Origin of the sequence: Virgibacillus alimentarius (assembly GCF_017874635.1) — a bacterium.
Lineage (GTDB): Bacteria > Bacillota > Bacilli > Bacillales > Amphibacillaceae > Virgibacillus_B > Virgibacillus_B alimentarius.
This window is the reverse complement of sequence record NZ_JAGIKX010000026.1, coordinates 21,332-45,882: the sequence shown is the minus strand read 5'-3', so window position 1 is coordinate 45,882 and position 24,551 is coordinate 21,332. Positions and strand designations below refer to the sequence as shown.

General features: G+C 40.8%; 25 protein-coding genes. 8 read left to right on the top strand and 17 right to left on the bottom strand.

Annotated elements, in window-relative coordinates; translation table 11 throughout:
- Positions 1-196: 196 nt before the first annotated feature.
- A complete protein-coding gene (locus J2Z81_RS12120; protein WP_029266362.1) occupies positions 197-1,756 on the bottom strand; it encodes a BCCT family transporter in 1,560 nt (519 codons plus the stop codon).
- A gap of 372 nt (positions 1,757-2,128) precedes the next feature.
- On the opposite strand from J2Z81_RS12120, the gene J2Z81_RS12115 reads away from it, so the two are divergent.
- The 3 genes from J2Z81_RS12115 (at position 2,129) to J2Z81_RS12105 (ending at position 3,609) form a co-directional block, all read left to right on the top strand.
- Positions 2,129-2,713, top strand: a complete 585-nt coding sequence (locus tag J2Z81_RS12115; RefSeq protein ID WP_029266364.1) for an LOG family protein — start codon at positions 2,129-2,131, stop codon at positions 2,711-2,713.
- 237 nt (positions 2,714-2,950) lie between these two features.
- Positions 2,951-3,229, top strand: a complete 279-nt coding sequence (locus J2Z81_RS12110) for a DUF3219 family protein (protein ID WP_029266366.1) — start codon at positions 2,951-2,953, stop codon at positions 3,227-3,229.
- 158 nt (positions 3,230-3,387) lie between these two features.
- Positions 3,388-3,609: a hypothetical protein gene (locus J2Z81_RS12105; protein ID WP_390337672.1), complete on the top strand. Its 222-nt coding sequence runs from the start codon at positions 3,388-3,390 to the stop codon at positions 3,607-3,609.
- Positions 3,610-3,711: 102 nt separating this feature from the next.
- Here the strand turns inward: J2Z81_RS12105 and J2Z81_RS12100 are convergent, their stop codons facing one another.
- A complete protein-coding gene (locus J2Z81_RS12100) occupies positions 3,712-4,053 on the bottom strand; it encodes a DoxX family protein (RefSeq protein WP_029266369.1) in 342 nt (113 codons plus the stop codon).
- Between the two features lie 129 nt (positions 4,054-4,182).
- On the opposite strand from J2Z81_RS12100, the gene J2Z81_RS12095 reads away from it, so the two are divergent.
- From J2Z81_RS12095 to J2Z81_RS12085, 3 genes are all read left to right on the top strand, one after another.
- Entirely contained in the window at positions 4,183-4,530 is a 348-nt protein-coding gene (locus tag J2Z81_RS12095; RefSeq protein ID WP_029266371.1) for a winged helix-turn-helix transcriptional regulator, read from the top strand.
- Between the two features lie 53 nt (positions 4,531-4,583).
- Positions 4,584-4,784: an SHOCT domain-containing protein gene (locus tag J2Z81_RS12090; RefSeq protein ID WP_029266373.1), complete on the top strand. Its 201-nt coding sequence runs from the start codon at positions 4,584-4,586 to the stop codon at positions 4,782-4,784.
- A gap of 81 nt (positions 4,785-4,865) precedes the next feature.
- On the top strand, positions 4,866-5,252 hold the full coding sequence (locus tag J2Z81_RS12085; protein WP_029266375.1) for a reverse transcriptase-like protein: 387 nt from the start codon (positions 4,866-4,868) through the stop codon (positions 5,250-5,252).
- 80 nt (positions 5,253-5,332) lie between these two features.
- On the opposite strand, the gene J2Z81_RS12080 is transcribed toward J2Z81_RS12085, so the two are convergent.
- Both J2Z81_RS12080 and J2Z81_RS12075 read right to left on the bottom strand, forming a co-directional pair.
- A complete protein-coding gene (locus J2Z81_RS12080; protein WP_226371446.1) occupies positions 5,333-6,037 on the bottom strand; it encodes an RluA family pseudouridine synthase in 705 nt (234 codons plus the stop codon).
- Positions 6,038-6,157: 120 nt separating this feature from the next.
- Positions 6,158-7,870, bottom strand: coding sequence for a sulfate adenylyltransferase (locus tag J2Z81_RS12075; protein WP_226371445.1), 1,713 nt, complete (start codon positions 7,868-7,870; stop codon positions 6,158-6,160).
- A 616-nt stretch (positions 7,871-8,486) separates the two neighbouring features.
- On the opposite strand from J2Z81_RS12075, the gene J2Z81_RS12070 reads away from it, so the two are divergent.
- Positions 8,487-8,816, top strand: coding sequence for an ATP-binding cassette domain-containing protein (locus tag J2Z81_RS12070; RefSeq protein ID WP_226371444.1), 330 nt, complete (start codon positions 8,487-8,489; stop codon positions 8,814-8,816).
- 212 nt (positions 8,817-9,028) lie between these two features.
- On the opposite strand, the gene J2Z81_RS12065 is transcribed toward J2Z81_RS12070, so the two are convergent.
- From J2Z81_RS12065 to J2Z81_RS12025, 9 genes are all read right to left on the bottom strand, one after another.
- Complete coding sequence (locus J2Z81_RS12065) at positions 9,029-9,760, bottom strand: 4'-phosphopantetheinyl transferase family protein (RefSeq protein WP_226371443.1); 732 nt, start codon at positions 9,758-9,760, stop codon at positions 9,029-9,031.
- Between the two features lie 66 nt (positions 9,761-9,826).
- The gene (locus J2Z81_RS12060; RefSeq protein ID WP_226371442.1) at positions 9,827-10,432 is read right to left on the bottom strand and encodes a carboxymuconolactone decarboxylase family protein; all 606 of its coding nucleotides are present in this window, start codon (positions 10,430-10,432) and stop codon (positions 9,827-9,829) included.
- A gap of 64 nt (positions 10,433-10,496) precedes the next feature.
- On the bottom strand, positions 10,497-11,510 hold the full coding sequence (adhP, locus tag J2Z81_RS12055) for an alcohol dehydrogenase AdhP (RefSeq protein ID WP_226371441.1): 1,014 nt from the start codon (positions 11,508-11,510) through the stop codon (positions 10,497-10,499).
- A 312-nt stretch (positions 11,511-11,822) separates the two neighbouring features.
- Entirely contained in the window at positions 11,823-13,280 is a 1,458-nt protein-coding gene (locus J2Z81_RS12050) for a sigma-54-dependent transcriptional regulator (RefSeq protein WP_226371440.1), read from the bottom strand.
- Complete coding sequence (locus J2Z81_RS12045) at positions 13,273-14,967, bottom strand: GAF domain-containing sensor histidine kinase (RefSeq protein ID WP_226371439.1); 1,695 nt, start codon at positions 14,965-14,967, stop codon at positions 13,273-13,275. The genes J2Z81_RS12050 and J2Z81_RS12045 overlap by 8 nt, the downstream gene beginning before the upstream one ends.
- A 12-nt stretch (positions 14,968-14,979) precedes the next feature.
- Complete coding sequence (locus J2Z81_RS12040; protein ID WP_226371438.1) at positions 14,980-16,128, bottom strand: iron-containing alcohol dehydrogenase; 1,149 nt, start codon at positions 16,126-16,128, stop codon at positions 14,980-14,982.
- A gap of 435 nt (positions 16,129-16,563) precedes the next feature.
- Complete coding sequence (locus J2Z81_RS12035) at positions 16,564-17,079, bottom strand: superoxide dismutase family protein (RefSeq protein ID WP_226371437.1); 516 nt, start codon at positions 17,077-17,079, stop codon at positions 16,564-16,566.
- 93 nt (positions 17,080-17,172) lie between these two features.
- Complete coding sequence (locus J2Z81_RS12030) at positions 17,173-17,892, bottom strand: endonuclease/exonuclease/phosphatase family protein (protein ID WP_226371436.1); 720 nt, start codon at positions 17,890-17,892, stop codon at positions 17,173-17,175.
- Positions 17,893-18,424: 532 nt separating this feature from the next.
- Positions 18,425-19,486 carry an NAD(P)H-dependent flavin oxidoreductase gene (locus tag J2Z81_RS12025; RefSeq protein ID WP_226371435.1) on the bottom strand — a complete coding sequence of 354 codons (1,062 nt, stop codon included), beginning with the start codon at positions 19,484-19,486 and terminating at the stop codon, positions 18,425-18,427.
- 155 nt (positions 19,487-19,641) lie between these two features.
- Between J2Z81_RS12025 and J2Z81_RS12020 the strand changes: the two genes are divergently transcribed.
- Complete coding sequence (locus J2Z81_RS12020) at positions 19,642-20,526, top strand: LysR family transcriptional regulator (RefSeq protein WP_226371434.1); 885 nt, start codon at positions 19,642-19,644, stop codon at positions 20,524-20,526.
- Positions 20,527-20,854: 328 nt separating this feature from the next.
- On the opposite strand, the gene J2Z81_RS12015 is transcribed toward J2Z81_RS12020, so the two are convergent.
- The 4 genes from J2Z81_RS12015 to J2Z81_RS12000 form a co-directional block, all read right to left on the bottom strand.
- On the bottom strand, positions 20,855-21,028 hold the full coding sequence (locus tag J2Z81_RS12015; RefSeq protein ID WP_226371433.1) for a hypothetical protein: 174 nt from the start codon (positions 21,026-21,028) through the stop codon (positions 20,855-20,857).
- 160 nt (positions 21,029-21,188) lie between these two features.
- Positions 21,189-22,226: a LolA family protein gene (locus tag J2Z81_RS12010; RefSeq protein WP_156947666.1), complete on the bottom strand. Its 1,038-nt coding sequence runs from the start codon at positions 22,224-22,226 to the stop codon at positions 21,189-21,191.
- 65 nt (positions 22,227-22,291) lie between these two features.
- Positions 22,292-23,740 carry a sensor histidine kinase gene (locus J2Z81_RS12005; RefSeq protein ID WP_226371432.1) on the bottom strand — a complete coding sequence of 483 codons (1,449 nt, stop codon included), beginning with the start codon at positions 23,738-23,740 and terminating at the stop codon, positions 22,292-22,294.
- Positions 23,737-24,438 (bottom strand): response regulator transcription factor, encoded by a 702-nt coding sequence (locus J2Z81_RS12000; RefSeq protein ID WP_226371431.1) that lies wholly within the window; start codon positions 24,436-24,438, stop codon positions 23,737-23,739. Before J2Z81_RS12000 ends, J2Z81_RS12005 begins: the two co-directional genes overlap by 4 nt.
- Positions 24,439-24,551: the final 113 nt, after the last annotated feature.

Here is a 24,551-nt window from a genome sequence, read left to right as displayed (position 1 = left end):
AATGGACACCCTTGCTTTCAGCTAACAGTTCCTACTGCCAAGCCTGTAGTGGACTTTCACCACCAAGTTATAGCCCATGCTGGGCGCACTAAAAATAGCAGACTGCCTTCAATTTATAAAGGCGGTCTGCTTACTTGATTTACCATATTATTTAGATATCAGATTGTTAATTAAAACTGCCACTGTTTTTACTCATTTATTCTTCTTGAATGTACTTTCTCTTTGTTGTGCTTTCCAATTGTTCCTTTTCAAGCTCCTTACATACGTGTGGTGCAGTCCAAAAGGTTGTTAACATCAATAAGGAAACAGGAACAGCTGTGACAACAATAAAGGATTGCAACGAATTAACGCTATCTTCACCGATCGTTAATAGAACAGTTGCTACAACCCCCATTAGAAATGCCCAGAATACACGTAATAATTTTGACGGGTCACCATTTCCCGTAATCGCCATCGAAATCGTCAGGGACATAGAGTCCGTTGTTGTTAGCACAAAAATAACGGTTGCCAACAAGAACAGAAAGCCTAAGATTGTACCAAATGGAAGCTGATCAGCTATAGCAATCATCGCTGCTGGTGGGCCGTCACTACTCAACGCTTCAGATATGGAACCAGGATTTTTTATTTCCTGAAAAATTCCTGTTCCACCAACTACCGTGAACCAAAAAGCTGTCACAATAGGTGCAATGACTGCAACAGCAGTAACAATTTCCCGAATTGTACGGCCTCGGGAGATACGGCTGACAAACATTGCCATCATCGGTCCATACCCAATGAACCAGGCAAAAAAGAAGACCGTCCATCCCCCAAGCCATGCCCCATCACTACGGAAGGTATTCATGCTAAAGAAGTTTTGTACGTATAATCCAAATGATTCTAGATACGAATCAAAAATAAATAACCCCGGACCTAGCAATAGAACGACCACCATAAGGAACAGAGCCAAAATAACATTATAACTACTCAAAATCTGAATACCCTTATGGATTCCTGTAACTGCGGAAACACCAGCAACGAATACAATGACAATAATGATTAAGGACTGGATATACACATTATCAGGAATCCCAAACAAAGCACTCAGTCCATAACCAGCCTGTAAACCAAGGAATCCAATTGGCCCAATGGTGCCCGCAGCTACCGATACAACGGAAAAAGCATCTACAACAGTACCAAGGACACTTTTCTTCATAATTTTTTCTCCAAAAATGGGATAAAGTAATGCTCTTGGCTTTAATGGCGCCCCGCGGTGGTAATGGGCATACATGAGTACAAACGTACCCAACGTACCAAGAATTGCCCACGAGAGAAAGCCCCAATCAACAAAGCTAGCTGCAAGTGCGGGCGTAACTGCTTCTGTACTGCCTGGCTCGATACCGGAAAAATGCGGTGGGACCGTTAAAAAGTGACTCAACGGCTCAGCAGCAGCCCAGAACACACCACCTGCCGCAAGTAACGTACACATAATGATGGAAATCCATTTAAAAGTACTAATTTCCGGTTTATCCAGCTTTCCTAAGCGAATCTTCCCAAATTTTGAAAACCCAAGAAACAAAGCAATTAGGAATGTCCCTAACATAAGAATTTGATAAACCGAACCAAAATACTTCACAGATAAATCAAATAGATAATTTACAATATTTGTGACCAATTCCTGATTGGTCCATGCGAAAATCACAAAAGCAATCAACGCTCCACCACTTAGAAACAGCACTGATTTGTCAATCGATTCGCCTTTCTTACTTAAATTCTTCAAAAATTAGTTCCTCCTAGTTTTTTTAACTTGTATCTATAAAACAACACAAAAATTCTCACTTTCCCCCAAGCAATTATTTAGAACGCGAGAATGAAAAGACATTTTCAAATGAGTATACAGCGTATTACTATATAGCTTTTTTTAAGCCATGTCAATTCTAAAAAGTTAAAAATTAACGAGAGAGTGAGACTGTAGCTCTTGCAGTTTTTTGATGCATTAATAAAACCATAATTGATATTAATAAAAACTCTCTTCTAATATTATAAGAATTCTTTACCCATATTTGAAATTCAGTTACACTCATTCTAATCCATCTTTCGTTTTTAAATTAATGAAGATTTTTAAACGATTTATTTCAGGAGGAGATAAAACATGAAATCGTTAGCAGTATTTTGTGGATCAAGTAATGGAGCTTCGGATGCTTATATCGAAAGCGCAACAATGCTTGGGAAAGAACTGGCAAAAAGAAATATAGCACTTGTGTATGGCGGTGCAAGCGTTGGGTTGATGGGTGCAGTTGCAGATTCGGTTATGGAAGCAGGTGGTAAAGTGATTGGTGTCATGCCTGACTTTCTTGAAAAAAAGGAGATATCTCATGAAGGCTTAACGGATCTCATCATTGTGGATTCCATGCATGAACGAAAAGCAAAAATGGCAGATCTAGCTGATGGATTTATCGCTTTGCCAGGCGGTGCGGGTACATTAGAAGAGTTTTTTGAGATTTTTACATGGGCCCAATTAGGCCTTCATCAAAAACCTTGTGGGATTTTAAATATCAATCATTACTATGATCCGCTTGTTCATTTGCTGAACCATATGACGGATCAGCAATTCATGCAAGAAAAATTCCGTTCGATGGCGCTTGTAGATACCGTACCAAATAGACTGCTTGATCAATTCCTTACATATGAAGCCCCTTCAGCAAAGTCATATCTAACGGATAAAAAGCAAAGCTGATTGGGACAAGAAAGAGCAATATATCAGGATGCAAGCGCACCTTGATATGTTGTTTTTTTGTATTTCTAGATTATACGCGGTCACATAAAGAAGTAGAGAAGAAAGACAAAATAGTTGCGGTCATGACGCTTTAACTTTATATCGTTACAGTGCGCAACCAATGATTTTATACTAGAATATAATCAAAAGGGAGATTCTATTATAAAGGCAAGGAAAATTTGAAAGGATGGGATCGCTTTGGTAAACCAAATCATTTTAAATAATTATAGTATTTCGGTAAAAGATTACGAGGAAAAAAAGGCGAAGGATGGCGATGTTATCTCCGTTACATTTGACGTGGCTAGCGAAGCCTACCATGACGTGACCACACTTCTGTATGAAGGAACTTTTGATGTCAAAGTACCTGAAAGGGATCTCAAATTTAAAGGCACGATCCAGGAGTATTCAACCTCAATCACAAACCTTTATGAAAAAGGCAATGTAGGTGAATTTCAGCTGTGTTTGAAGGGGGTCTGAGCCCGCCCCCCTGCTGTATTTCAAAGTCCATCTCCATTATAATGTTACCCTCATTCAGATGTATGCGCAACTGCCTCATGACAGGAAATGCTCCTATTCGAAGCCCTTTTTTAATTTTTCGCAAATTCAGTTCACCATATCTATCATGCTAGGAAAATATGGCCATCAAGGAATTTGCGAATTATTACAGTAGCAATCATAACTGCGCTTGCGCTACTGCTTATGAAAGTCGGGGACTTGCAACGCTAGAAGTGCTGTTCGGGCTCATGGGAATACCAATTATCATCATCCAATTTTTAACCATCTACGCAACAAAAAAGATGATCGACGAAGACAAGGCATGGAAATATAATGTACGAGCTGAACACCGGAGAAGATAGAGGGGAATATTCCCCTTCCTCTGCCTATTGCTTAGGCTAGCGTCTTCCCACTGTCCTTTTTGAATAAGAATCGACAAAAAAATTGGGAGGTGTCACTCCCAATTAACTATTTAAAAAGACAACCACCAAAGATAGGACGAGCAAAATAGCTGGCATCTTTGTTTGTGATATTGGATCTTTTGCGCGTACATGGGCTAAAATAGCAAAAAACATAATCATCGCAAGCCACATGCCGGATAAAAATGCAAGTTGTGGATACCAAATGCCAACAATGATTCCTATCGCTCCGATCCATTCAAATAAGCCTGTTACGATCCGAAACCATTGTGGCAGCCCAAAATGATTAAACCCATCAACCATTTCCTTGGAAGTGAATTTCATCCAACCGAACATGATAAAACCCAACCCGAGTAGGATTTGTACGATAATTGATAAAATATACATATGAATTCCTCCAATACAATTGTTATATTATAATTATGGAGGATATAGGAACTATTTTGAAGTACGCACAAAAAAGTGCTATAGTATCCAAAATGATACTATTGTAGATTGATTTAGGAGGGAAATGGTATGGAGGATAAAACCTGTCACGGGGTAGAAGTCGCTATTGATGCAATGGCTGGAAAATGGAAGCCGATTATTCTATTTCACTTAATGGAAAATAAAGTAATGCGGTTTAACGAACTAAAACGATCCATTCCGAACATTACGCAGAAAATGTTAACTTCACAATTAAGAGAGCTTGAATACCATCATATTGTTCATCGAAAAGTGTATCCACAAGTTCCTCCAAAGGTCGAATATTCCCTTACAGATTACGGACAAAGCATTATCCCGATTCTTAAATCCATGCAAAAATGGGGAACTTCGCATTTTGAACACTTAAACAAAAATGATAAGGAACAAGCAAGAGAATAATCGTCTATGATTCGTAAATTCAAAAGTATAACGGAAAAAGAAGGAGAAAAAGAATGAATAACATGGATGGTAGCTTTTTTGGCATTACCTGGTTAATTATCACGGCTTTAGTCATTATTTCGGTAATCATCATTTTAAAAAATAAGAAGAAACCGGCGTGCAGCGAGTCTATTTGCATGATCAATGATCGCTACCGACGTGGAGAAATTACGGAGGAAGAATATCGAACATTACTGAAGAAGATAAATGAATAATTGCGGGGTCTATCCCCTTCCCTAATATTATTCGACAAAATTCGGGTGGTGCCAGGCACCTTTCAGAAGGGTGTGCATATATTGATTGAAGTCTATACAGACGGAGCATCCAGCGGAAACCCAGGCAAGAGTGGGGCTGGCGTGTATATGAAAGCAAACGGAAACATATATGAATACGCCATTCCGCTTGGGGTACGCTCCAACCATGAAGCGGAATTTCAGGCGGTCATCGAAGCATTGAAAATCTGTCAGGAACATTTCCCAGATGAAATATTGTCCTTTCGCTCCGATTCCCGGATAGTCGTAGATACGGTAGAAAAAGACTTTACGAAAAATAAAACATTCCTTCCACTACTTGAGGAAATTAAGAAAGAATCCAATTCTTTCCCGTATTTCTTTATCAAGTGGATCTCAGAAAGTCATAATAAACATGCCGATGAATTGGCTAGAAAAGCAATCAGGATATAAGATGAATGGAATTAACAACAAAAAAAGCTGTACAGAGAAGTTCATTCCCCGTACGGCTTTTTTTCTTTACACTATATTGATTATTCGACAAAATTCGGGTGGTGCCAGGCACCTGTACTCCACTGTGTCCATGGGTGTTTTTTGGGTGGCTTGGAGTGGAAGGAGACGGGTTCTTTTTTGACTGGGTGTTCAAATTGTAAATAGTGTGCCCATAGCGCAATTTGTTCTCCTATTTTATTGGTATGACCCCCGTATTTTTGATCTCCGTAAAGCGGACAGCCTGTTTCAGCGAGCTGGACACGTATTTGATGCGGTCTGCCTGTATGAAGTTCAACAGAAAGTAGGCTCATATCCCCTGTTACGTCGAGTACTTCATAATCTAACACTGCTTTTTTAGCTTGTTTATCGCCGGGGCTGGTAGTAAACACTTTATTCTTTCGACGATTTTTAACTAAATAATGTTCCAACGTCGCTTCTCTTTTGAGAGGAACTCCACGAACGACGGCTAAATATTTTCGATGAATGACCCTTCTTCGCAGCATGTCGGATAGTCTGGATGCAGCTTTAGATGTTTTGGCAAATACGATCGCACCACCTACTGGCCGGTCCAGCCGATGGACAAGCCCAAGATACACATTCCCCGGCTTCTGATAGCGGATTTTTAAATCCCTTTTTAAGAAATTGTGTAAATCATCGTCTTCGGTCTTATCCTTTTGCACGGGCATATTCACAGGCTTTTCGACAACAAGCAAATGATTATCTTCATATAAAATTGGTATATTCATAAAGCAAGAACTCCTTTAAAACATCGTGCATCCATCATATCACAAGTAGATAGGCGGACATAGAAATAAGAGACACCCTTCCAGGTGCCCCTGCTTCTAACGATATTCAACTGTTCATCCTTAGCTTCGATAACGATCATATGGCATTGGATTCCACGTTCTATATTTTATCGATTCAGAGCGCAGTGATGATGGTGTATCTTCAAAAATTTTCCGTGCTACTTCCAACTCACGCTCGGCTTCTTCCTTATCCTGGTACATATATTCATCCGAAGCAGTTTCTGGTGCTTTATCCACCTTTTCTTCCAAATAATCAATAACCATTTGCTGCTGTTTCCTGACCGATTCACGAGCATCTGCAACCCACTCTGGCTGCACCTCACGCCTGATGTCCGAAGCATAACTAAATTCATCATAAATTTCTTTGTAAATTCGGTCCGCATTGGATCGAACATCCGTTATAGCCGCCTCTAAGTCATCAATTGTAAGTTGTTCTACCTCTAAAGGCTTCTTGCGCTTTGGTCCGCCCAGTCTTGAATATTCCAAGTAAGATGGAAATATACTTTTGATGGCTTTGCCTACAGGGTTAACGGCTTGATGATGCTCATCGACCCCTTTTGGCTGAATACCTTGCATCGCAATCCGAGCAGATTCCGGTCTCACAATCTCCTTTGGAGGCAAGACTCCATAACGCAGCAATTCCCTAACACCAGTACCAGAAATGTTAATCCGGTATTGTTTATCATGTGGGCACGTTTGCTCCGTTGACGGGCTGTCACAACGCGTGCAATAAAATACTTCGTGGAACAATCGAATATCAATACCTAATTCATCTTCTGTAAATTTATCAAAAACAGAATGGCTGGCATATTTATCATAGAAATCCCCGATCCCAGCATGATCCCGGCCAATCAAGGCATGCGTACAACCGTAATTTTTCATAATTAAAGCATGAAGAACGGCCTCACGTGGACCGGCGAAAATATACGTAACCCTTAGTGGTGCAAGTACAGAGCGTTCTTTCGGATAATACGTATCCATCACACTGCGGTATGCTAACATACGAAACTCAGGACGTGTATATTCGCGCTTTGCCATCTCCACAAGCGGCTGAACGAGTAATCCATCAAGCTCTTCCAGCGCATTTCGATGGATATATTCGTGACCGCGGTGCATAGGATTGGCCCCTGTAATAAATCCACCAACGGATCTGAAATTCTTTTCCTCATAAAAAAGTTCAAATGTATCTTTCGGCTCAAGTCTTAGCTGCTCAAAAGGACCCCAGTGCACGCGACGAAGCATCGTAATTGGTCCGCCTAAAGCAGTATCCCCCATCCGACGGTAAATCGAATCAACACCTGGGTGACTTCGATCAGTCGTTCCAAAAAGGTGAGAAGCACGAAAATCTCGATCATAAGCAAAAATGTCTTCCAATTTGAGAATCGCAACCGGCTCTTTCGTGTCGTCAGCAAGACAGACTTCATCGCCAACGGACAGCGAATCAATGACCTGCTTATTACGGTCTCCTGTTGGTGCAAAACTAAGTGGCGTCGGCCAAATCAGACCATTTTTTAATCTGCCCTCTGTCAGAACTGATTTATAATCTTCTTTATTCATAAAACCTTCATTCGGAGACAGAACACCCGTGGCAATCATTTCGAGCGTAATGACAGCTTCCATATCAACAACGATCATTGGCAGCTGCTTTGCTCTTTCCATCTCCTGATCACGTTTTTTGCCTGTAAGCAGACGGTTAACCAATTTCCCACCATGCGGTTGTTGGGGGTAACTCGCCATTTTCTCTTGATCCAAAACAAATGATTTTTGACTCATGACATCTCCTCCTTGTTTCAACTACTAACTTCCCAGTTTCCAAAACTTTCTCAAAAGCAATCTTGAAAAATAGTAGTCTATCTATGTAAGACTACTATTATCATAACATAATTTGTAACCGCTTTCAGTAGTGAACTATTCGAAAAGGTGAAATATTTTGTCTTTTAATGACTGATCCCCCTTGATTTACGTCTGCATTAAAGGAGGTCCGATTATATGTTCAAGCACTAGATGAATCCCTTACTCCTTTATTCGAATTATATACAGGGTTCTTTGTAATTCTCCATATAATTATATGCAAGCAAACAGCAAAAAAGTACGATCTATTTCAAGGACTATATCCATCCCGAGAACAGAGTAATGATTGAATTTGCTATCTATGCAAAGAACTATTTGGAAATGAACGGTTTAAAACCACTAAGAGTATGATTGCTAATGATGCTACAAGACCCTTGATTTCTCAAGGGTCTTGTAGCATCCAATCTTATTGACTTTCGTTAGGCAAACAAAGGACAACCGCAATCATTAACTTATTCATGTCTCATAGGACACGGCAATATTATTCGACAAAATTCGGGGAGTGCCAGGCACCTAACGTAATGATGTATGTTAAAAAATGGATGTGGATGAAGTCATAAAAAGCCTTCCAAATGGATTAAACAGTAGACTTCAGGATAGTGGGGCGAATCTCTCCAGTGGACAAAAACAGCGGTTGTATTTGGCTAAAACACTTTTAAGCAACCCTTCTAACATCATTTTAGATGAAGCAACGAATCATCTCGATGCGAAAACGGAAGAATCCATCTTGGAAGCTTTAACTAAAATAAAAAATGAACAGAAACTTATTATAATTATGATCAACCACAATAAAAATATGTGGAATTATGCAGACGAAACAGTTGAATTAGGTGAATACAGACGAGAGAAACACACACAAAAAGCTTAATAGAGAGAAATATTAAGCTTTTTGTGTGGATCTATAAGTCATGGAATTGACCACAGGGCACCCTGGGAAAGTCTGATTGTACGGTTAAAATGGCTGGTCCATTTTACGTAAGTAACGAATCAAAATCCCTCCTTGCTGTAGCTCAATCCTCTTTTATATTTATCTAGATGTAAATAGTTGCCCTAAGGAAAATTTAGATCAAAAAGTATACGTTATATTAATTTAGCTGAAAACGGTGTGGTGTGTGATTCGGACGCTGCCATGAAATTACGGACGAGGAAGCTCGCCTGCATTTGCTTTATCTGTTCGGCAAATCCTTTATTTTTAGCACAAACAGCCAGTTTATACGCTGGATCGAGTGCGTATTCTTTAACATAAAAGGTTTGTTTCCCGTTTTCAACCTCATATTGCCCAGAACGAATCGAAGGGGTGATGCTAAAAGCATCCATGGAATGATACAATCCTTTTCCAGTTGCTTTTAGGTAACTTTCTTTCAAGCACCATAACCGATAATAATATGCTAATCGCTCTATTTCTTCTTTGTTCAGCAATTCCGCATATTCATCAGGAGTGAAAAATCGTTTCGCTTTAGCATAATCAATCGGATTCATTTTTTCAATAACAACCCCAACAGACGTTGAGCTGATACTGCAGACAACCCACTCTCCAGAATAAGACAGATTAAAGTGAAGGGGCCTACTTGACTTCAACAATGGTTTACCATACTCATTTTGATAAAAGCATAAATCACTGCTTGCAACTTGTAATTTTTTGCTTAACACATATCTGGCCAACAGGCCGCCGATTAATGTCCGATGTGCTGCCAGATTATTCTGTAATGCACGTATTCGATTTTCCCTTTCTACTGACAGATAAGTCGACAATTGATGAAATGTTTCTTGGTCAAGCATCTGATCCAAATGAACTGCATAAATCCTAACCAATCGACACACCATCCTTTATTTTCGAGGAGATCCCCCCTACCGCTAGGGCAGGAGTGTAACCCCCTCTTATTTTTCGACAAAATTCGGGAAGTGACAGGCACCTGCGATTTCTTTGTTGGTTGCGCCGGAGTTTTTGGCATTTTTTAAGTGTAAGTCCATGCAGTGGGTACATCCGGATGCACATGCAACAGCGACCGCAATGAGCGCTTTTTCTTTTGCGTCAAGTAAACTTGGCTGCTCATGCCGATGAGAGAATTCGGTAAATGCTTTTGAAGCAGCCTTACTTAAAGAGGAGAATGCCTGAAGTTTATGGAAATAAACAGACCGATACACCCTACCCTGGTCAACTTTACTGAAGGCGTTTAAGGAAACCACACCATGCGCGATATCTGCTCCCGCCTTTAAGGCTGCTGTGAGCTTGATCACTTTCACTGCTTCTTCTTTTGATACTACTTTATTTTCCGCATGATTAACATGAAGTTTAACATAATAAGGACACCCTGTTGTATGTGCAACCGCAATGATAATTAATTCTTTTAACTTTGGTGATAAGACGTCTGAATCCGGGCCCTCTGGATGAACAAAAAACGTCTGGTAGATATCCGAATTTTTATTTTTAATTTGTTCTAATCGCTTGAAATATGCACTTTTATATAGGGTGTCTTTATACATACTTTTTCCTCCTGTTCATCATTCATTTCTTATTCGACAAAATTCGGGAAGTGACAGGCACCTTCTAAGAAAGGTTCATGACGATTCTGCCGTCAATTTTTCCTTTTTCCATTCGGTCAAAAATATCATTAATATTTTCAAGAGGTTCGACTGTTAAATTGGCTTTGATCTTGCCTTGTGCTGCAAAGTCGATCGCTTCTTGTAGGTCTTTTCTTGTGCCAACGATCGAGCCTTTAACGGATACGCCATTTAATACAGTATCAAAAATCGGAATCGGCAATTCATCGTTCGGAAGAGCTACCGCTACCAGTGTACCGCCACGTTTGACAGATTGATAGGCTTGTTCGAACGGCTTTTTGGCAACAGCTGTACTGATCGCTGCTTGAACGCCGCCAACCTCTTCTTTCATTACCTGTGCAGGGTCCGCTTTTATGGAATTGATGACTTTGTCTGCACCTAACTTTTTAGCAAGCGCAAGTTTATCTTCATGAATATCGACTGCAATCACGTTAAATCCCATTACTTTGGCATATTGAAGCCCAATATGTCCAAGACCGCCGATTCCAAAAATAGCTACCCAGTCCCCTGGTTTTGCGCTAGAGACTTTTAGAGCCTTGTACGTGGTCACTCCGGCACAAAGAATAGGAGCGATTTCTTCAAAACTGACATTTTCAGGAATCTTTGCCACGTAATCCGCTGGTGCCTTGCAATATTCAGCGAAGGTCCCGTCCACTGAATAACCGCCATTCTCCTGATCATGACATAATGTCTCTCTGCCAGTTAAACAATATTCACATTCGCCGCATGCAGAGTATAGCCACGGAATCCCAACCCGGTCACCTACTTTAATCGATTTCACACCATCAGCAACCTTTTCAACAATTCCAACACCTTCATGCCCAGGGATAACAGGAAGCTTCGGCTTAACCGGCCAATCACCCGTTTTGCAGTGCAGATCCGTATGACAAACTCCAGTAGCTTTTATTTTGACCAGAATTTCACCGTGTTCCAGCTCAGGAACAGACACCTCTTTGATTTCAAGATCTTTGGTAAACTCATTAACAACTGCAGCTTTCATGAAATAACCTCCTAAAATAATTTTAAGATATCGTTTCATGATGATACATGCAATTGTCATGCCAATAGAAAAAGTGGATCATTTCAACATGAAAGGGAGATGAAGTGCCAAAAAATCGGCAAATCTGTCGAAAAGTCGGCTAACCTGCCAAAAAATTGGTATTGGTCTGGTTCGTAAAAGATTATCAACCGGAGGACCGGGCAAATCGACTGGAGGGATGAAATTTCAACCGGAGAAACGTGCAAATCGACCGGTGGGATTACCCCCTCACATATGCCAACGTTGCACTCGCTTTCCATTTCAGAAGCGTTTTTAATCTTCCTTATTTTTTTCATTCAACAGATAACGGAACTTTCGCTGGGAAATATTTAAGAGATGTGCCGCTTCTTTTCGGTTCCCATCAGCTTCAATGAGAGCCTGTTTCACAAATGTGGTTTCGACCCGATGCTCCAGTTCTTTAATCTGGTTTTCGATGTGATTAAAGTCAAAGTTACGAAGATCCTCCAGCGAATGGATCATATGATTTTCCCATGCGTTTAAAAAAGATTTCAGGTCTGTTGTGTCATCATCCGTTGTTTGGACTGGCTGGCTACTATTCTTTTCACGCGTTTGAATTTCATTTCCAAGAATAATTTTTTCTGGTAAATCAGCTGGCGTGATGGTTGTCTTTTCCCCATCCATTAGTGTCGTGAGCTGCGTTACAGTATTTGCAAGTTCGCGGACATTACCGGGCCAGCTATAGTTTTTCAGGAGATTCATCGCCTCATCAGAAAAGGTTAAGCTGGAACTATTTTTTTCAAGGAAATAAGAGACAAACAAGGGAATGTCTTTGTTCCGTTCTCGTAAAGATGGAATTTGCAGTTTTACCACATCCAAACGGTAAAATAAATCTTCTCTGAACTGTTGCTGACGAACCGTTTCTCCCAGATTCGCATGGGATGCGGCAAGGATGCGTGTATTTGTTCTCAAAGGTTTTTCTCCACCGACTCGCATAAATTCGCGTGTTTCCAGTACACGCAGCAATTTTACTTGGACGGCGGGAGTCATTTCTGCGATTTCATCCAACAGCAATGTCCCTTGGCTTGCAATTTCAAAAATGCCGCTACGCTGGTTGACAGCGCCCGTAAAGGCTCCTTTTTCATGTCCGAACAACTCGCTTTCGAGTAAAGCGTGGGACAGTGCGCCACAGTTAATTCCAATAAATGGCTGATCTCTCCTCGCGCTTGCCTGATGGATAAAGCGTGCCAAAACCTCCTTCCCTGTACCTGTTTCTCCTTCTATTAGTACGTTGACATTTTTAGATGCAATTTTATAAGCCAATGTAACCAAATGCTTCATTTTTGCCTGCTGACCAATGATAAATCCAACCCCATGTGCCAGACTTTCAATTGTATTTTCTGTGTAATCCTTATCATTGAAAAGTGCATCAATTTGAACTTCCAACTGATCGATATCTTCAAATGGTTTTTCAATATAATCATTTGCACCAAGCTTGATTGCCTCCACTGCCGTTTTTACCGTGCTATATCCAGTCATGATAATTACTTTGCACAATGGGAGCTTTTGCTTGATTTCTTTTAATAGATCCAGTCCATTCGCATCCGGCAGCCTGACGTCGAGCATCGCAAGTCCAAACTTGTGATCGTTTAATAAATCCAATGTTTGTTTTCCACTTTCAGCCACACTAACACGATAGCCTTTCTCTTCTAATAAAAACGATAAAAAATTGCCAACTTCCTGCTCATCGTCAACGACTAATATGTTATCCATGCACATCCTCCCCATTTTCTTTTTTCGTGTGGGAAGGAATCATGAAGCAAAAACAGCTCCCCTGTTCTTCCCTATTACAAATCTCAAGTATTCCACCATGTGACTTTGCAATGCCAAGGCTTACCGACAGTCCCAAGCCTGTCCCTTTCATCGCTTCCTTTGTCGTATAGAAGGGATAAAAAATGTCATCTTGTTTTTCCACTGGGATTCCTCTCCCGTTATCCGAAACGCTAAGCATGACCCAGCTTGAACCTCCCCTCTCCTGTACACTTGTTTTGATCGTTATATTTTTGTTTGAATGGGTACATGCCTCTAGCTCGTCTTTGGCATTCATAAGCAGATTAATAACGATTTGTTCGATTTGCTGCATATTTCCTTCAACGAATGGAATATCATGGTTCAATTGCTTATTAAGTTGAATATTTTGCCGCTCTATTTGATAACCAGTTAAGCTAATGACTTGTTCCACCGCCAGATTGACCGAACATGTTTCAAAGCGTAAATCATCCTGTCTAGAAAAAGTAAGCAGATTGCGAATAATTTTTTTGCTTCTTTCCCCGCAATTATAAATAGCTTCCACCATACGGTATGGCTGATCTTGTTTATCCAATTTCCGCATGAGCAATTGGGAATTTCCGAGAATGGCAGTTAACGGACTGTTGAGTTCATGGGCTACCCCTGCTGCCATTTCGCCAATGGCGGCCAGTTTTGCCGATTGCATGAGCTGTGATTCCATATGAACTCTTTCGGTGACATCCTTCATATTAAGAATCGACCCAATGGTGTCTTGCGTTTCCTCATGGTAAACAGGTGATATCGACACCGCAAAAATACGGTCATTTTTTAGTCGAATTTGCTTCGAAACGGAGCTTTCCTTGAGGTGACTTTGCCTTAGAAGTTCTTGATTCTCATCATCAGACAGAGAAAAAACGCTTTGTATTGTTCTTCCATTTATTTGTTGATCCGGCAGTTGGAGAAGTTTGGAAACTGCTGCATTGAAACGCTGGATGACACCATTTTTATCCACAACAATGAGAAGATCCTGTACACCATGAAACGTATCTTCCCATTCCTTCTTGCTCTTAACAACTGCATGGTACAAGCGTGAGTTTTCAATACATACGGCAAATTGATCTGCCAGATGCTGAAAAAATGCCAAGTCTGCTTCATGGAATGTGATGTTTTCTTTACTACCAAGACAGAGCACACCTATCACACTTCTTCTTGAAATCAGAGGGATTACACAATTACTCTTTATTTGTAGTTGCTCAAAAGCCTTTTCTTCCAGGTACGATCCCATATGTTTATTTTCAGGTGTTCGACAAATGATCCTTTTTTCTTTAATCACTTGCCAATAAAGGGAGTTTTCATCATGAATTTCACACCCGACTGGCCTGAAGAAGCTGCTTGTGGGATAGACATTTTTTAAAACAAGCTGGCTATCTTCCAGCATCGTAAAACTGAGTCTAGATAAACGAAAAATCGGCTTTAGTTTTTCTAGCAGATTTTTAAGCATCGCATCGATCGACATATCCAAATCAAAACTTTTCATCATATCATTAATGATTGCTAGTTCTGCGTTTTTCTTCTGCATTTGCGCCATCGTTTTCTTCAGCTCTGTATAATAACTTTTTTTCGAGGACTTGATGCCTGTTAGTGATTCAATAAGATCTTGTTTACGCTGCATAGGTTTTCCTCCTTACAAAGCCAGACGAAACAATTCTTCGACATCACGAATCGTTACGTCTCTGGGGTTAGTAATCATGCATGCATCCTTTATGGCAATCTGACTCATGACAGGAATAGCGCTTTCATCCAGCCCCATCGCCGATAATGTTGTAGGTGTTCCAATGTCCCGAGCTAGCTTTCTTACATAGGAAATCGCTTTTTTCCCGGCTTCCATGGCCGTTAAGCCATTGATGTTTTCCCCCATCATTTCTGCCATAACGGCAAATTGTTTCGGGGCTGCCAGCAGGTTGTACTCCATGACGTAGGGGAGCAACACAGCATTGATCTCTCCGTGTTCTAAGGAAAAACGTCCTCCAATCGCATGAGACATGGCATGTACAGCACCAAGGATAGCGTTTGAAAAAGCAAGTCCAGCCTGCAAACTTGCCATGGCCATTGCATTTTTCGCTTCTTTATTGGACGTTGAAGCAACTGAGGGACGCAAATATTCAGAAACAAGGGAAATGGCATTTTTCGCCTGTACGTCTGTCAACGGAGTTGCAGCAACACTGACATAAGCTTCAATTGCATGGGTTAAAACGTCCAGTCCGGTAGAAGCAGTGAGTGCAGCGTCTTTCGTTGAGAGCGTAATCGGATCCACAATCGCAATATCTGGAATAAGCGATTTCGAAACAATTGTCAGCTTCTTTTTTAATCCTGTATCAACAATGATTGAGAATTGAGATACCTCCGAACCTGATCCAGCGGTTGTAGAAACCATGACAAGCGGCGGCAGAGGCAGGTCGATTTTATCAACACCTTCATAATCGTGAATATTGCCACCATTTGTTGCGATAATAGCAATCGCCTTCGCTGCATCCAGTGCGCTCCCTCCGCCAACACCAACAACAGCGTCACATTCGTTGTCAAGATATACCTTAACTCCGCGATGAACTTCCTTATCTTTCGGATTGGAAGTTATATCACTAAATACGGTGCAGGCAAGATTGGCATCCTGGCAGTTTTTCACCACCTTTTCTCCCCAGTTCGCATGCATCACACCATCATCACAGACAATAAGCACTTTTTGAGCACCAAGCCTCCTACAGCTTTCTCCCACTTGATCCACAGCTCCATCTCCAAAAATAATTTCCGGTGTAACAAATTTGCTGATATGCATGAATAACGCCCCCATCCCTATTATTCTAGCTTTCTCATAAATCTGAAGTTTTTCCCTCTTATCCGGAGCTCATCGTACAAATACAACGTTTTCTTTCAGTTTACTTGACGCGTTTTTTTCTGTCTAGTGGATTGGATGTTAAAGTGCGTTGTGCTCCACTCGAGCAATAACGCTCCGGACTCGCGCAGTTTCATGCCTCACTCGAGCGGCAGCTACATGAACTCGAGCGGCTCCATGCCTTGCTCGCGCGATAACGCTACTAAGTCGAGTAATAATACCCAAAACTCACGCAGCACTTCTACCCCTAGCTATCTATAAATTTGTCACACATCCATAGGAAGATAGTCTATCTATACAAACTACACCTTACTCACACCATCCCACTCCCAAAAAAGCAGACTGCCTCATCAGAAAGAAGGAAGTCTGCTTCATTGTTTAAAATGCTTTAATTGGACCACATCCAATCCGTTTCCCGGAATCTCCGGATGGCTGTGAGCGGTAATCATCGGGATTTTGGTGGATCATAACCGATCTTCCGACCACATCTTGGGGGCGGAACCGATTTGTAAAAAATGTCATTCTTGCGTAACCATCATTGGAAAAAAGTACTGGAAAATCCCCTGCGTGATTGCCGTGGGGCTGATTATCGGGATTCCAGTGTCCACCTGCTGCTTGGAATGGATCTGATTCATCTCCTACTGTACAGTTTGCATGTTTATGAATATGGAAGCCGTGGGGGCCGATGGGATCCTGATCTCCTTGTGCAGGTTGATACGCAGGCAGGCCTGCTACTTCCACGGTTACCTCTGTCCCATAAGGAACCTCCATAAATGTGACGTACCCATGGAGGTTTGGAGCAAGCTCGCTTCCTCTTATTTGTGCAAATGCTCTTGTTACCTCTTGCCTGACTGGGTAGTACATTTGATATGGATGATAATGATAAAAATACATATTTATATTTCCTCCCTGATTCTTGGTGACACACTATTTTATGCCCAGGGAGCCCACTTCGTGAAAGGTGGTTAAAAAAGGGCTAGAGATTTTTTATCTAATCTCCGCTATTAACAAGGAGTGATCTGAAAAATTTTCAATTCGTTCGTGGTGGGAGAGGCAGCATTCCGTCAAACGACCGGAGAGATCCGGTGATAGGAAAATGTAATCCAAACGAAATCCGTTCTTTTTATGGCTATACCATGTATAGTCCAGTGTATCTTTGTGTATTTGTTTCCAGGCGTCGGTCCATCCGTTTGCTTCCATTTTCATGATAAAATTACTATATTTCTTTGGTGCGCGTTTCTTTTCATCACTTCTTGCGGTATTAAAATCCCCTGCAACGATGGAACGGATACCGGATCTGCGTTCACTATGCTCAAGGATTTGCTCCCAAAAAAATTGCTTGTCATACGTTTCATTCACATTTGGGACATGGACCCCTAGTAAAAATAAGTGATGGGTCGGGAGATATACTTCGTTCCAGCGGTGGGATCCATGCTCGTTGGAAAAAGGGACTTCACAAGTTTCGAGTGGATAAGTGGATAAAATAAGAATACCATTTTCCCGGTTTGGCGGATCGGATGACTGGATATGATGCCACCCTGCTTGCCTCAGCTCCGAAGTAAGAAACGCACCTGTCTGATTTTGCTTGTATTCTGTCAGCACGATCACATCAGCCCGGTGCTCCTTGAGTGAATCAACAATTTGAAGGATTGCCTTTTTTCCGCCCTGGCGTATATTCCACGTTAAAACTTTTAATCGATGTATCAATGCTAATCCCCCCTTAACGGAGACCGATGGCATTAACCGGACCCCAGATTGTTAAGTAGGAAGCCATACGTGGCTGTTTGATAAAGCAGCCCTCCCTATCCTTCCTTTCATATGTTGAGAGGGATGAGCTTTTTAAAATGATTAATTGTGGATAAAACCTGTGGATATCTGTGTTTTATCTTGTGGATTTTGTGTATAACCTTGTTAATTACTTATTTGATCCTGTTAACGATGTGTATAAAACTGTGTATAAAATTTAAACAAGCTATAGTTTATAATGGTTATTACCACAATTTTTTTAAAAAGAGAAGGAGAGCAGGTGAGCAAGAACTTAGTCATGTTTCCTTTCAGGCACATTCAAATGTAGGAATGGTAAAGGGATTTGGAAGAATGAAAATTACTTTGATGCAGAAGCACCATGTATCCGTTGAAACGAATATAGGGGAAATTAATATTGTCGAACGGGGATAAAGGGGGCAGGCGAGGAGCTGTCCCCCTTTATTTCTTTTTTCGACAAAATTCGAGGAGTCCCCTATCTCACAAGCTGATTTACTTGAGAAACGATGCCCACTACCAATTCACGTGCGGATAACCTTTTGCTTAACCGAGACCCCTGCCCGCTCCAAAGGCTCAGCCACTCCGGCCTATCTTGCTTTGCCGCTTCTGTGCGGATTTCCTTTGTGAGCGCGTTTTGTACGGGATAACTCGGCAATTCTTTTTCATATGGCGCCATTTTCGTCATGAATTCATTTTGAATGCCTCGTGCCGGCTTCCCGCTGAATACGGAGGTGATCTGCGGCTGATCCTCTGTGCTGTTTAAAATTGACTCGATGTGCTGCTTTTTCGCCCCGCTTTCCAGACTGGTGACAAAGGCTGTTCCCATCTGGACGGCCTGGGCACCAAGGGTGAGTGCTGCGAGAACTCCCCGCCCATCCATAATGCCCCCTGCTGCAATTACCGGGATACCGATATGATCCACGGTTTGCGGAACAAGCGCCATTGTGCCAACCATCGCCTCACCAAAAGGAATCGAGAAAGTTCCGCGGTGACCACCTGCCTCACTGCCCTGCACGACAACCATATCCACTCCGATTTCTTCATTGATCATTGCCTCGTTGACCGTTGTTGCAGTACCTACGAGTGTAATATTTTCCCGTTTTAGCTGTTGAATGATTGCTTTTGAAGGAACACCGAATGTAAAACTGCAAACAGGTACTTGTTCCTCGATAATGATCTCCAATTGTTGTTCAAAAAGAGCAGTCGATGGCTTTCCCACAGCCGGTTCCTTCAATTTTAGCTCTTCGCGAAAAGGACGCAGCCATTCATTCGCCTTTTCCAAATCCACTTCAGATACTTCTGGAATTTCTGGTATGAAGACATTAACACCAAAGGGCTGATCCGTTAATGCTTTAACCTTCTGAATCGTCTGCTTCATCTGCTCCGGTTGCATATAGCCTGCACCTAAGTTTCCTAACCCACCGGCGTTGGAGACAGCAGCTATCAATTCTGGTGTGGTCACACCCCCGGCCATTCCTGCCTGGATAATTGGATAAGCAATTCCCAACTTTTGCGTAAGCTCATTTTTATTCCACATGCAACTTATTCCCCCTATCAGTTGTTCAACTTTCAAACGGTTTCTAAAAATGCTTTATATCTATTATAATGAAGAGACATAAACACGTAAAAGGATGTTTCTTGTTGCTTACCATCAAAAATAATGATACCTGAACATCGGCTGGAGGTTTTTATATGAATCTGGAAGATCTTCGTGTTTTTAAGGAAGTGGCAAAGCATGCCAACATGACAAAAGCGGCTGAGAGCCTGAACTTTGTTCAATCCAATGTCACCGCGAAAATGAAACGGCTGGAACAAAAATACGAAACCAAGTTATTTTATCGGCATAAACAGGGTGTTGAACTAACCTCACCCGGCAAAATGCTTTTATCCTATGCGGTGCAAACGCTCCAGCTGATGGATGATGCGGAAAAATCATTAAAGGAATCTCATGCACCGAGTGGAACTTTGTCCATCGGTTCCATGGAAACAACAACTGCTACCCGATTGCCGCGGATATTATCTGGATATCATGATCACTATCCAGTAGTTGAATTATCGCTTCAAACCGGAACTACAAAAGAACTTATCAAAGCTGCTTTAAAACGTGAAATAGATGGTGCATTTGTTGCAGGAGAAGTCCGTCATCCAAACCTTGTGAAAATCGAGGCTTTTGAAGAAGAACTGATGCTGATTGCAAAGAAAAATTCCCTTTCCAACGCGGAATTTGATCAGTTAGATAAGCAACTGTTCATCGTATTCAAGTCCGGCTGCTTTTACCGAGATACGCTGGAAAAATGGCTGGAGTCAAAAGGAATTATTCCCACACGGATGATGGAGTTGAACACATTGGACGGGATAATGGGCTGTGTTCAAGCTGGACTGGGCGTTTCCCTTTTGCCAAAAACGGCAACTGATCAACTTGACCAAAGCAAAACGATCACAAGATTTCCCCTGCCAGAACCATATGGGAAGGTCCAGACATGGTTTATTCATCATAAAGATATTGTGCAAACATCCGCATTTTGTAAGTTTAAGGAGATTTTTTATGATGAGGGAATTGTTGAAGTTGAGGGATAGTAGGTGTGATAAAAATGACAAAAAATAATCCCTCATGTGCTTTATCCAGCCGGTGAGAGATTATTCCTATCCATCCCCCCTTGATGGGGTTGTCTATTGTTTTCATAATAACTCCACTTTCGCACCCTGAAAATAGGTAGGTATCCCTTGATATAGTGGCCATGAAAACACGACATCCCTTGTAAATACAATGGTAGTATGACTGTGCTAGCCGCTACAAATTGACTTTTTTCCTTCCCCAGTCAGGTAATGATTCCTTGATCCGAGCACCTAACCAAGCCTTTCGTATCTTACGCCAACTTAACGAAGAAGTGACGGATTTGATTCGCTAGTACAGTGGCGGATGTGCTTGAAGTTGAAATTCAATAAACCTGAAAAACCAATTATCACGATCTATACTCGACGTTCTTTTCATTGGCTTTTCGTCTGCCCCGCCATATTGAAGTCTTTTATCCCTTGCTTTATCTTGTGCTAATCCTAATTCACGGAGACCCTCTGCCATTTGGGTCATTCCACCCTCTAAAAGCTTTGCTCCTAAAAAGTCAGCCCGAATTTCCGTCCATTGTGCAACAAAAGATATATATATAGGGAAAAGGATCATTAAAATATAAATAAGAGTGATTTTTACCCACTACGGGAAAGACGCTTTAAAAACGAACCACTTACTTCACCGTATCCATTGTTTCCGTTAATGCTTGTAACTCTTCCAATGTAAGGCTTGGATCAATGATAACAAGGGAGTAATTTAATCCATCTTCTTGCCAAAATAAAGCACGAAAATCATTTGAATCTGTATAGGTTCCGTCCTGATTACGAATCGTAACCTTTTCTTCATCAGGGAGGAGAAGATCTTCATCTGTATCTTCAGGCGATTCAAAAACAGATAGTGTTAAAAATGGTGCATCTTCTTTCTTATAATCAATATTAATCTCCGTCCGGTTAAGTTTACCTTTTAGTTCATCCATTTCGATGGCTGATATCGCTACCCCGTCTTCCTCAGGAAAGTAAAGAAAAGGTTTTCCAATACCTTCTTTTGCTTCCTCTAACGTCACTTCTTCCGTCTTTAGTAAGTCATCTGAGTTAACGATATCTACATCATCAGGTAGATCAAGTGTAAATTTTTCATCAGGAATGCTCGTATCAAAATCAATATTGTTATAGACTATTTCTGTCTTTTGATTGCCTGTACTGGAAACGATCTTTAAAACAATCCAATTTTCTTTATCAATCCATATTTCTTGTTTTCCCAGTAAAACATCATCTTTTTTCGGGGTAGCTACCAGATGGTACGCGGATCGACCAGCTATTTCTTCTTCCCCTTTTCCTTCTATTTGATGCGTATCACGAACCATATCAAGAATCAAATCAACTTGTTCTTTAGGTGATGGTTGATTAAATTCCAATATTTCTTCATCGTCAACCACAATCGCTTGATTTTGCTCTACTTCATATGTTGTAATCTTTTCCCCATCATTGACCGATATCGCTTTTTCTTCTTCATTTTGATTTTCAATTTCGACCCTTATCTTTCCATCTTTACTATGCCATTCTTTCATCTTCATTGCTTCCACAACGTCTTCATTTTCACGAATCGTTGATGTCGCTTCAGCTACGTATGATTCAGATTCTTTCTCATCTAAAGCATTATTAATCATTTGCTCTGGAGAATAATCACTTGTTTCCGAGCAAGCCGTCATCATAAAAATTCCTCCTGTCACACATAAAGTTACTAAAGCTTGATAGATTTTCATTTTTCTTCCCCTTTTCACTTCAATTTAGGTAGTTTGCATATGACACATGTACCAACGTTTTCTTTTGAAAATAAAAAGACTTCGCCGCCATGTTTTTCAATAATTTGTTTAGTAATACTTAAACCTAGTCCCGATCCATGTTTATATTGTATACTCCGTGCTTCATCTGCTTGATAAAGCGGTTCAAAAACATAAGCTGATTTTTCTTTTGCTATTCCTTTTCCTTCATTTTGAACGATGAAATAAACAGCACCTTTCGTTAACAATTCATTTGTGGGTATAAATTCAAATAACCAATCAGGGGGCATCTTTTCACTTGATCGGGCAGCAATCCACAGATGACCTGCCTTTTTTGTATAATGAATCCCATTACTAACTAAATTATCAGCCACACGTATCATTTGTTTTGGGTTCAAGTCATACGTTCCAACAACATCCGCATCTGCCTGTAATTCAATGCCTTTGTTTATGCATAACGCCTCATAATCTGAGACTAGCATTTCAAAAAACTCACTGCCTTCCACTTCCACTAATTCCATCGTATGGCTCGGTGACTTGAGTAACGTGTATGTTAACAAGTCATCTAACATAACCTGCATAAAATCCGCCTTTTCCATAATCACTTGGCGATATTCATTTTGTTCTTGATCTGTTAGTTTTTGCGTGTGAAGGGCTTCAGCATAAGCCATAATGGATGTAAGTGGCGTTTTTAGATCATGGGAAACACTTGCGATTAAGTATTCTTTCGCTTCTTGTTCCTGTTCAATTGTTTTTCTTGCTGTATCGATTTGATGTTTCATATGAAAAAAATGCGCTGTTAATTTTCCAATTTCATCTTGCTTTGTCTGGCGTTCATGAACGTCTTTACCAGCAGCAAAAGCTGTCATGTCATTCATCAACCCGGTTAGACGCAAGTTAAATTTTTTATTAACAAGAAGAATAACTGTTAAATAAATAAGCGTAAATACAACAAAAAACAGTCCTCCAACAATATAACTACGATTTGTCACACCTGCTACCCATTCGTCACGAGCTATGTGCACATCAAAAAAACCAATGAGTTTTCGATTATCGAAGACGGGTTGTTTATACGAATAGGAACTGTATCCTTGTTCTAATGTGTATAAGTCTTGATATAGTTGCTCTTTGCTAAGTCCATACCTCGTTGATTTAAATGAAGGATTAGATGTATAGATAATCACTCCATTCTGGTCATAAAGCGTGATTGATTTTGTCTGATCCGCATATTTCTTAATTTTTTTTCGATCTGTTTGAGAGGTATATAGTTTTGGATCGTCTAAAATTTGTTTTAGGTCATCTAACTCCATTTGGATTTGCACGTGCTCTTCCACTTTTTGTTCATTGTTATACGAATGGATCCAGGCAAAAAGGAAATAAGCTGTCATCAAAGGAAGAATCATCACGATTAAATAAGATAATAATAGCCATGTTTTTATTTTCACAGCAGGTCACCTATAAACTTGTAACCTTTTCCCCAAACGGTCTGAATAAAATAGGGGGTTTTTACAGGGTCTTTTAATTTCTCACGTAACGATTTAATATGCACAGTAACCGTGTGCAACCCTTCCGCTTCAACTTGGTTCCATATATGTTCATAAAGTTCTTGTTTTGAAAAAGTGCGCTGCGGATGCTTTGCTAAAACATGGAGTAAGTCAAATTCTTTTACAGTTAATAAAAGTTCATCCCCATGAAGCATGACCTTACGTTGATCCCAATCAATCGTTAAGCCGTCTGCGTACCTAGATCTATTTCCTGTTTCACAAACGCCTTGATATCGTCGCCATCTACGTAGTTGTGACTTGATGCGTGCTTTTAATTCAACAAGACTAAAGGGTTTTGCCAAGTAGTCATCCGCGCCCAGGCCAAGCCCTTCGACTTTATCTTCATCTTCTTTTCGGGCACTGATAATAATGATCGGGACATCACTTTTCAAGCGAATGTTTTTGCATAAAGTGAAGCCATCCATTTCTGGCAACATGAGATCAACAAGGACGAGGTCATACTTGGCTCCCTGAAAATCTTCCCATCCTTCAAGACCTGTAGTTGCCCAAGTTACTTCATACCCTTCTTGTATGAGTGTATTCCGCGTAATGCCAGCAATTTCCGAGTCATCTTCCACAAGTAAAAGACGAGCTTGCATGATGATTCCTCCCCTACAAATGTAAATATAGCATCCTTTTATAAAGATAAAGGAAAGTTTATTATTTCTTTATAATTAAGCGTTCTTCATTTTATCATTTCGCAGCTATGTCA

What these genes read in the sequence shown, in the direction of transcription:
- adhP (WP_226371441.1), bottom strand. Translation starts at nt 11,510, where the DNA reads ATGAAAGCTGCAGTTGTTAATGAGTTTACCAAAGATCTTGAAATCAAA.
- J2Z81_RS12000 (WP_226371431.1), bottom strand. Translation starts at nt 24,438, where the DNA reads ATGCAAGCTCGTCTTTTACTTGTGGAAGATGACTCGGAAATTGCTGGC.
- J2Z81_RS12105 (WP_390337672.1), top strand. Translation starts at nt 3,388, where the DNA reads ATGGCCATCAAGGAATTTGCGAATTATTACAGTAGCAATCATAACTGC.
- J2Z81_RS12115 (WP_029266364.1), top strand. Translation starts at nt 2,129, where the DNA reads ATGAAATCGTTAGCAGTATTTTGTGGATCAAGTAATGGAGCTTCGGAT.
- J2Z81_RS12095 (WP_029266371.1), top strand. Translation starts at nt 4,183, where the DNA reads ATGGAGGATAAAACCTGTCACGGGGTAGAAGTCGCTATTGATGCAATG.
- J2Z81_RS12100 (WP_029266369.1), bottom strand. Translation starts at nt 4,053, where the DNA reads ATGTATATTTTATCAATTATCGTACAAATCCTACTCGGGTTGGGTTTT.
- J2Z81_RS12075 (WP_226371445.1), bottom strand. Translation starts at nt 7,870, where the DNA reads ATGAGTCAAAAATCATTTGTTTTGGATCAAGAGAAAATGGCGAGTTAC.
- J2Z81_RS12080 (WP_226371446.1), bottom strand. Translation starts at nt 6,037, where the DNA reads ATGAATATACCAATTTTATATGAAGATAATCATTTGCTTGTTGTCGAA.
- J2Z81_RS12050 (WP_226371440.1), bottom strand. Translation starts at nt 13,280, where the DNA reads ATGGATAACATATTAGTCGTTGACGATGAGCAGGAAGTTGGCAATTTT.
- J2Z81_RS12060 (WP_226371442.1), bottom strand. Translation starts at nt 10,432, where the DNA reads ATGTATAAAGACACCCTATATAAAAGTGCATATTTCAAGCGATTAGAA.
- J2Z81_RS12035 (WP_226371437.1), bottom strand. Translation starts at nt 17,079, where the DNA reads ATGTATTTTTATCATTATCATCCATATCAAATGTACTACCCAGTCAGG.
- J2Z81_RS12040 (WP_226371438.1), bottom strand. Translation starts at nt 16,128, where the DNA reads ATGCATATCAGCAAATTTGTTACACCGGAAATTATTTTTGGAGATGGA.
- J2Z81_RS12010 (WP_156947666.1), bottom strand. Translation starts at nt 22,226, where the DNA reads ATGATGACGGCTTGCTCGGAAACAAGTGATTATTCTCCAGAGCAAATG.
- J2Z81_RS12015 (WP_226371433.1), bottom strand. Translation starts at nt 21,028, where the DNA reads ATGGCAGAGGGTCTCCGTGAATTAGGATTAGCACAAGATAAAGCAAGG.
- J2Z81_RS12020 (WP_226371434.1), top strand. Translation starts at nt 19,642, where the DNA reads ATGAATCTGGAAGATCTTCGTGTTTTTAAGGAAGTGGCAAAGCATGCC.
- J2Z81_RS12090 (WP_029266373.1), top strand. Translation starts at nt 4,584, where the DNA reads ATGAATAACATGGATGGTAGCTTTTTTGGCATTACCTGGTTAATTATC.
- J2Z81_RS12070 (WP_226371444.1), top strand. Translation starts at nt 8,487, where the DNA reads ATGGATGTGGATGAAGTCATAAAAAGCCTTCCAAATGGATTAAACAGT.
- J2Z81_RS12045 (WP_226371439.1), bottom strand. Translation starts at nt 14,967, where the DNA reads ATGCAGCGTAAACAAGATCTTATTGAATCACTAACAGGCATCAAGTCC.
- J2Z81_RS12025 (WP_226371435.1), bottom strand. Translation starts at nt 19,486, where the DNA reads ATGTGGAATAAAAATGAGCTTACGCAAAAGTTGGGAATTGCTTATCCA.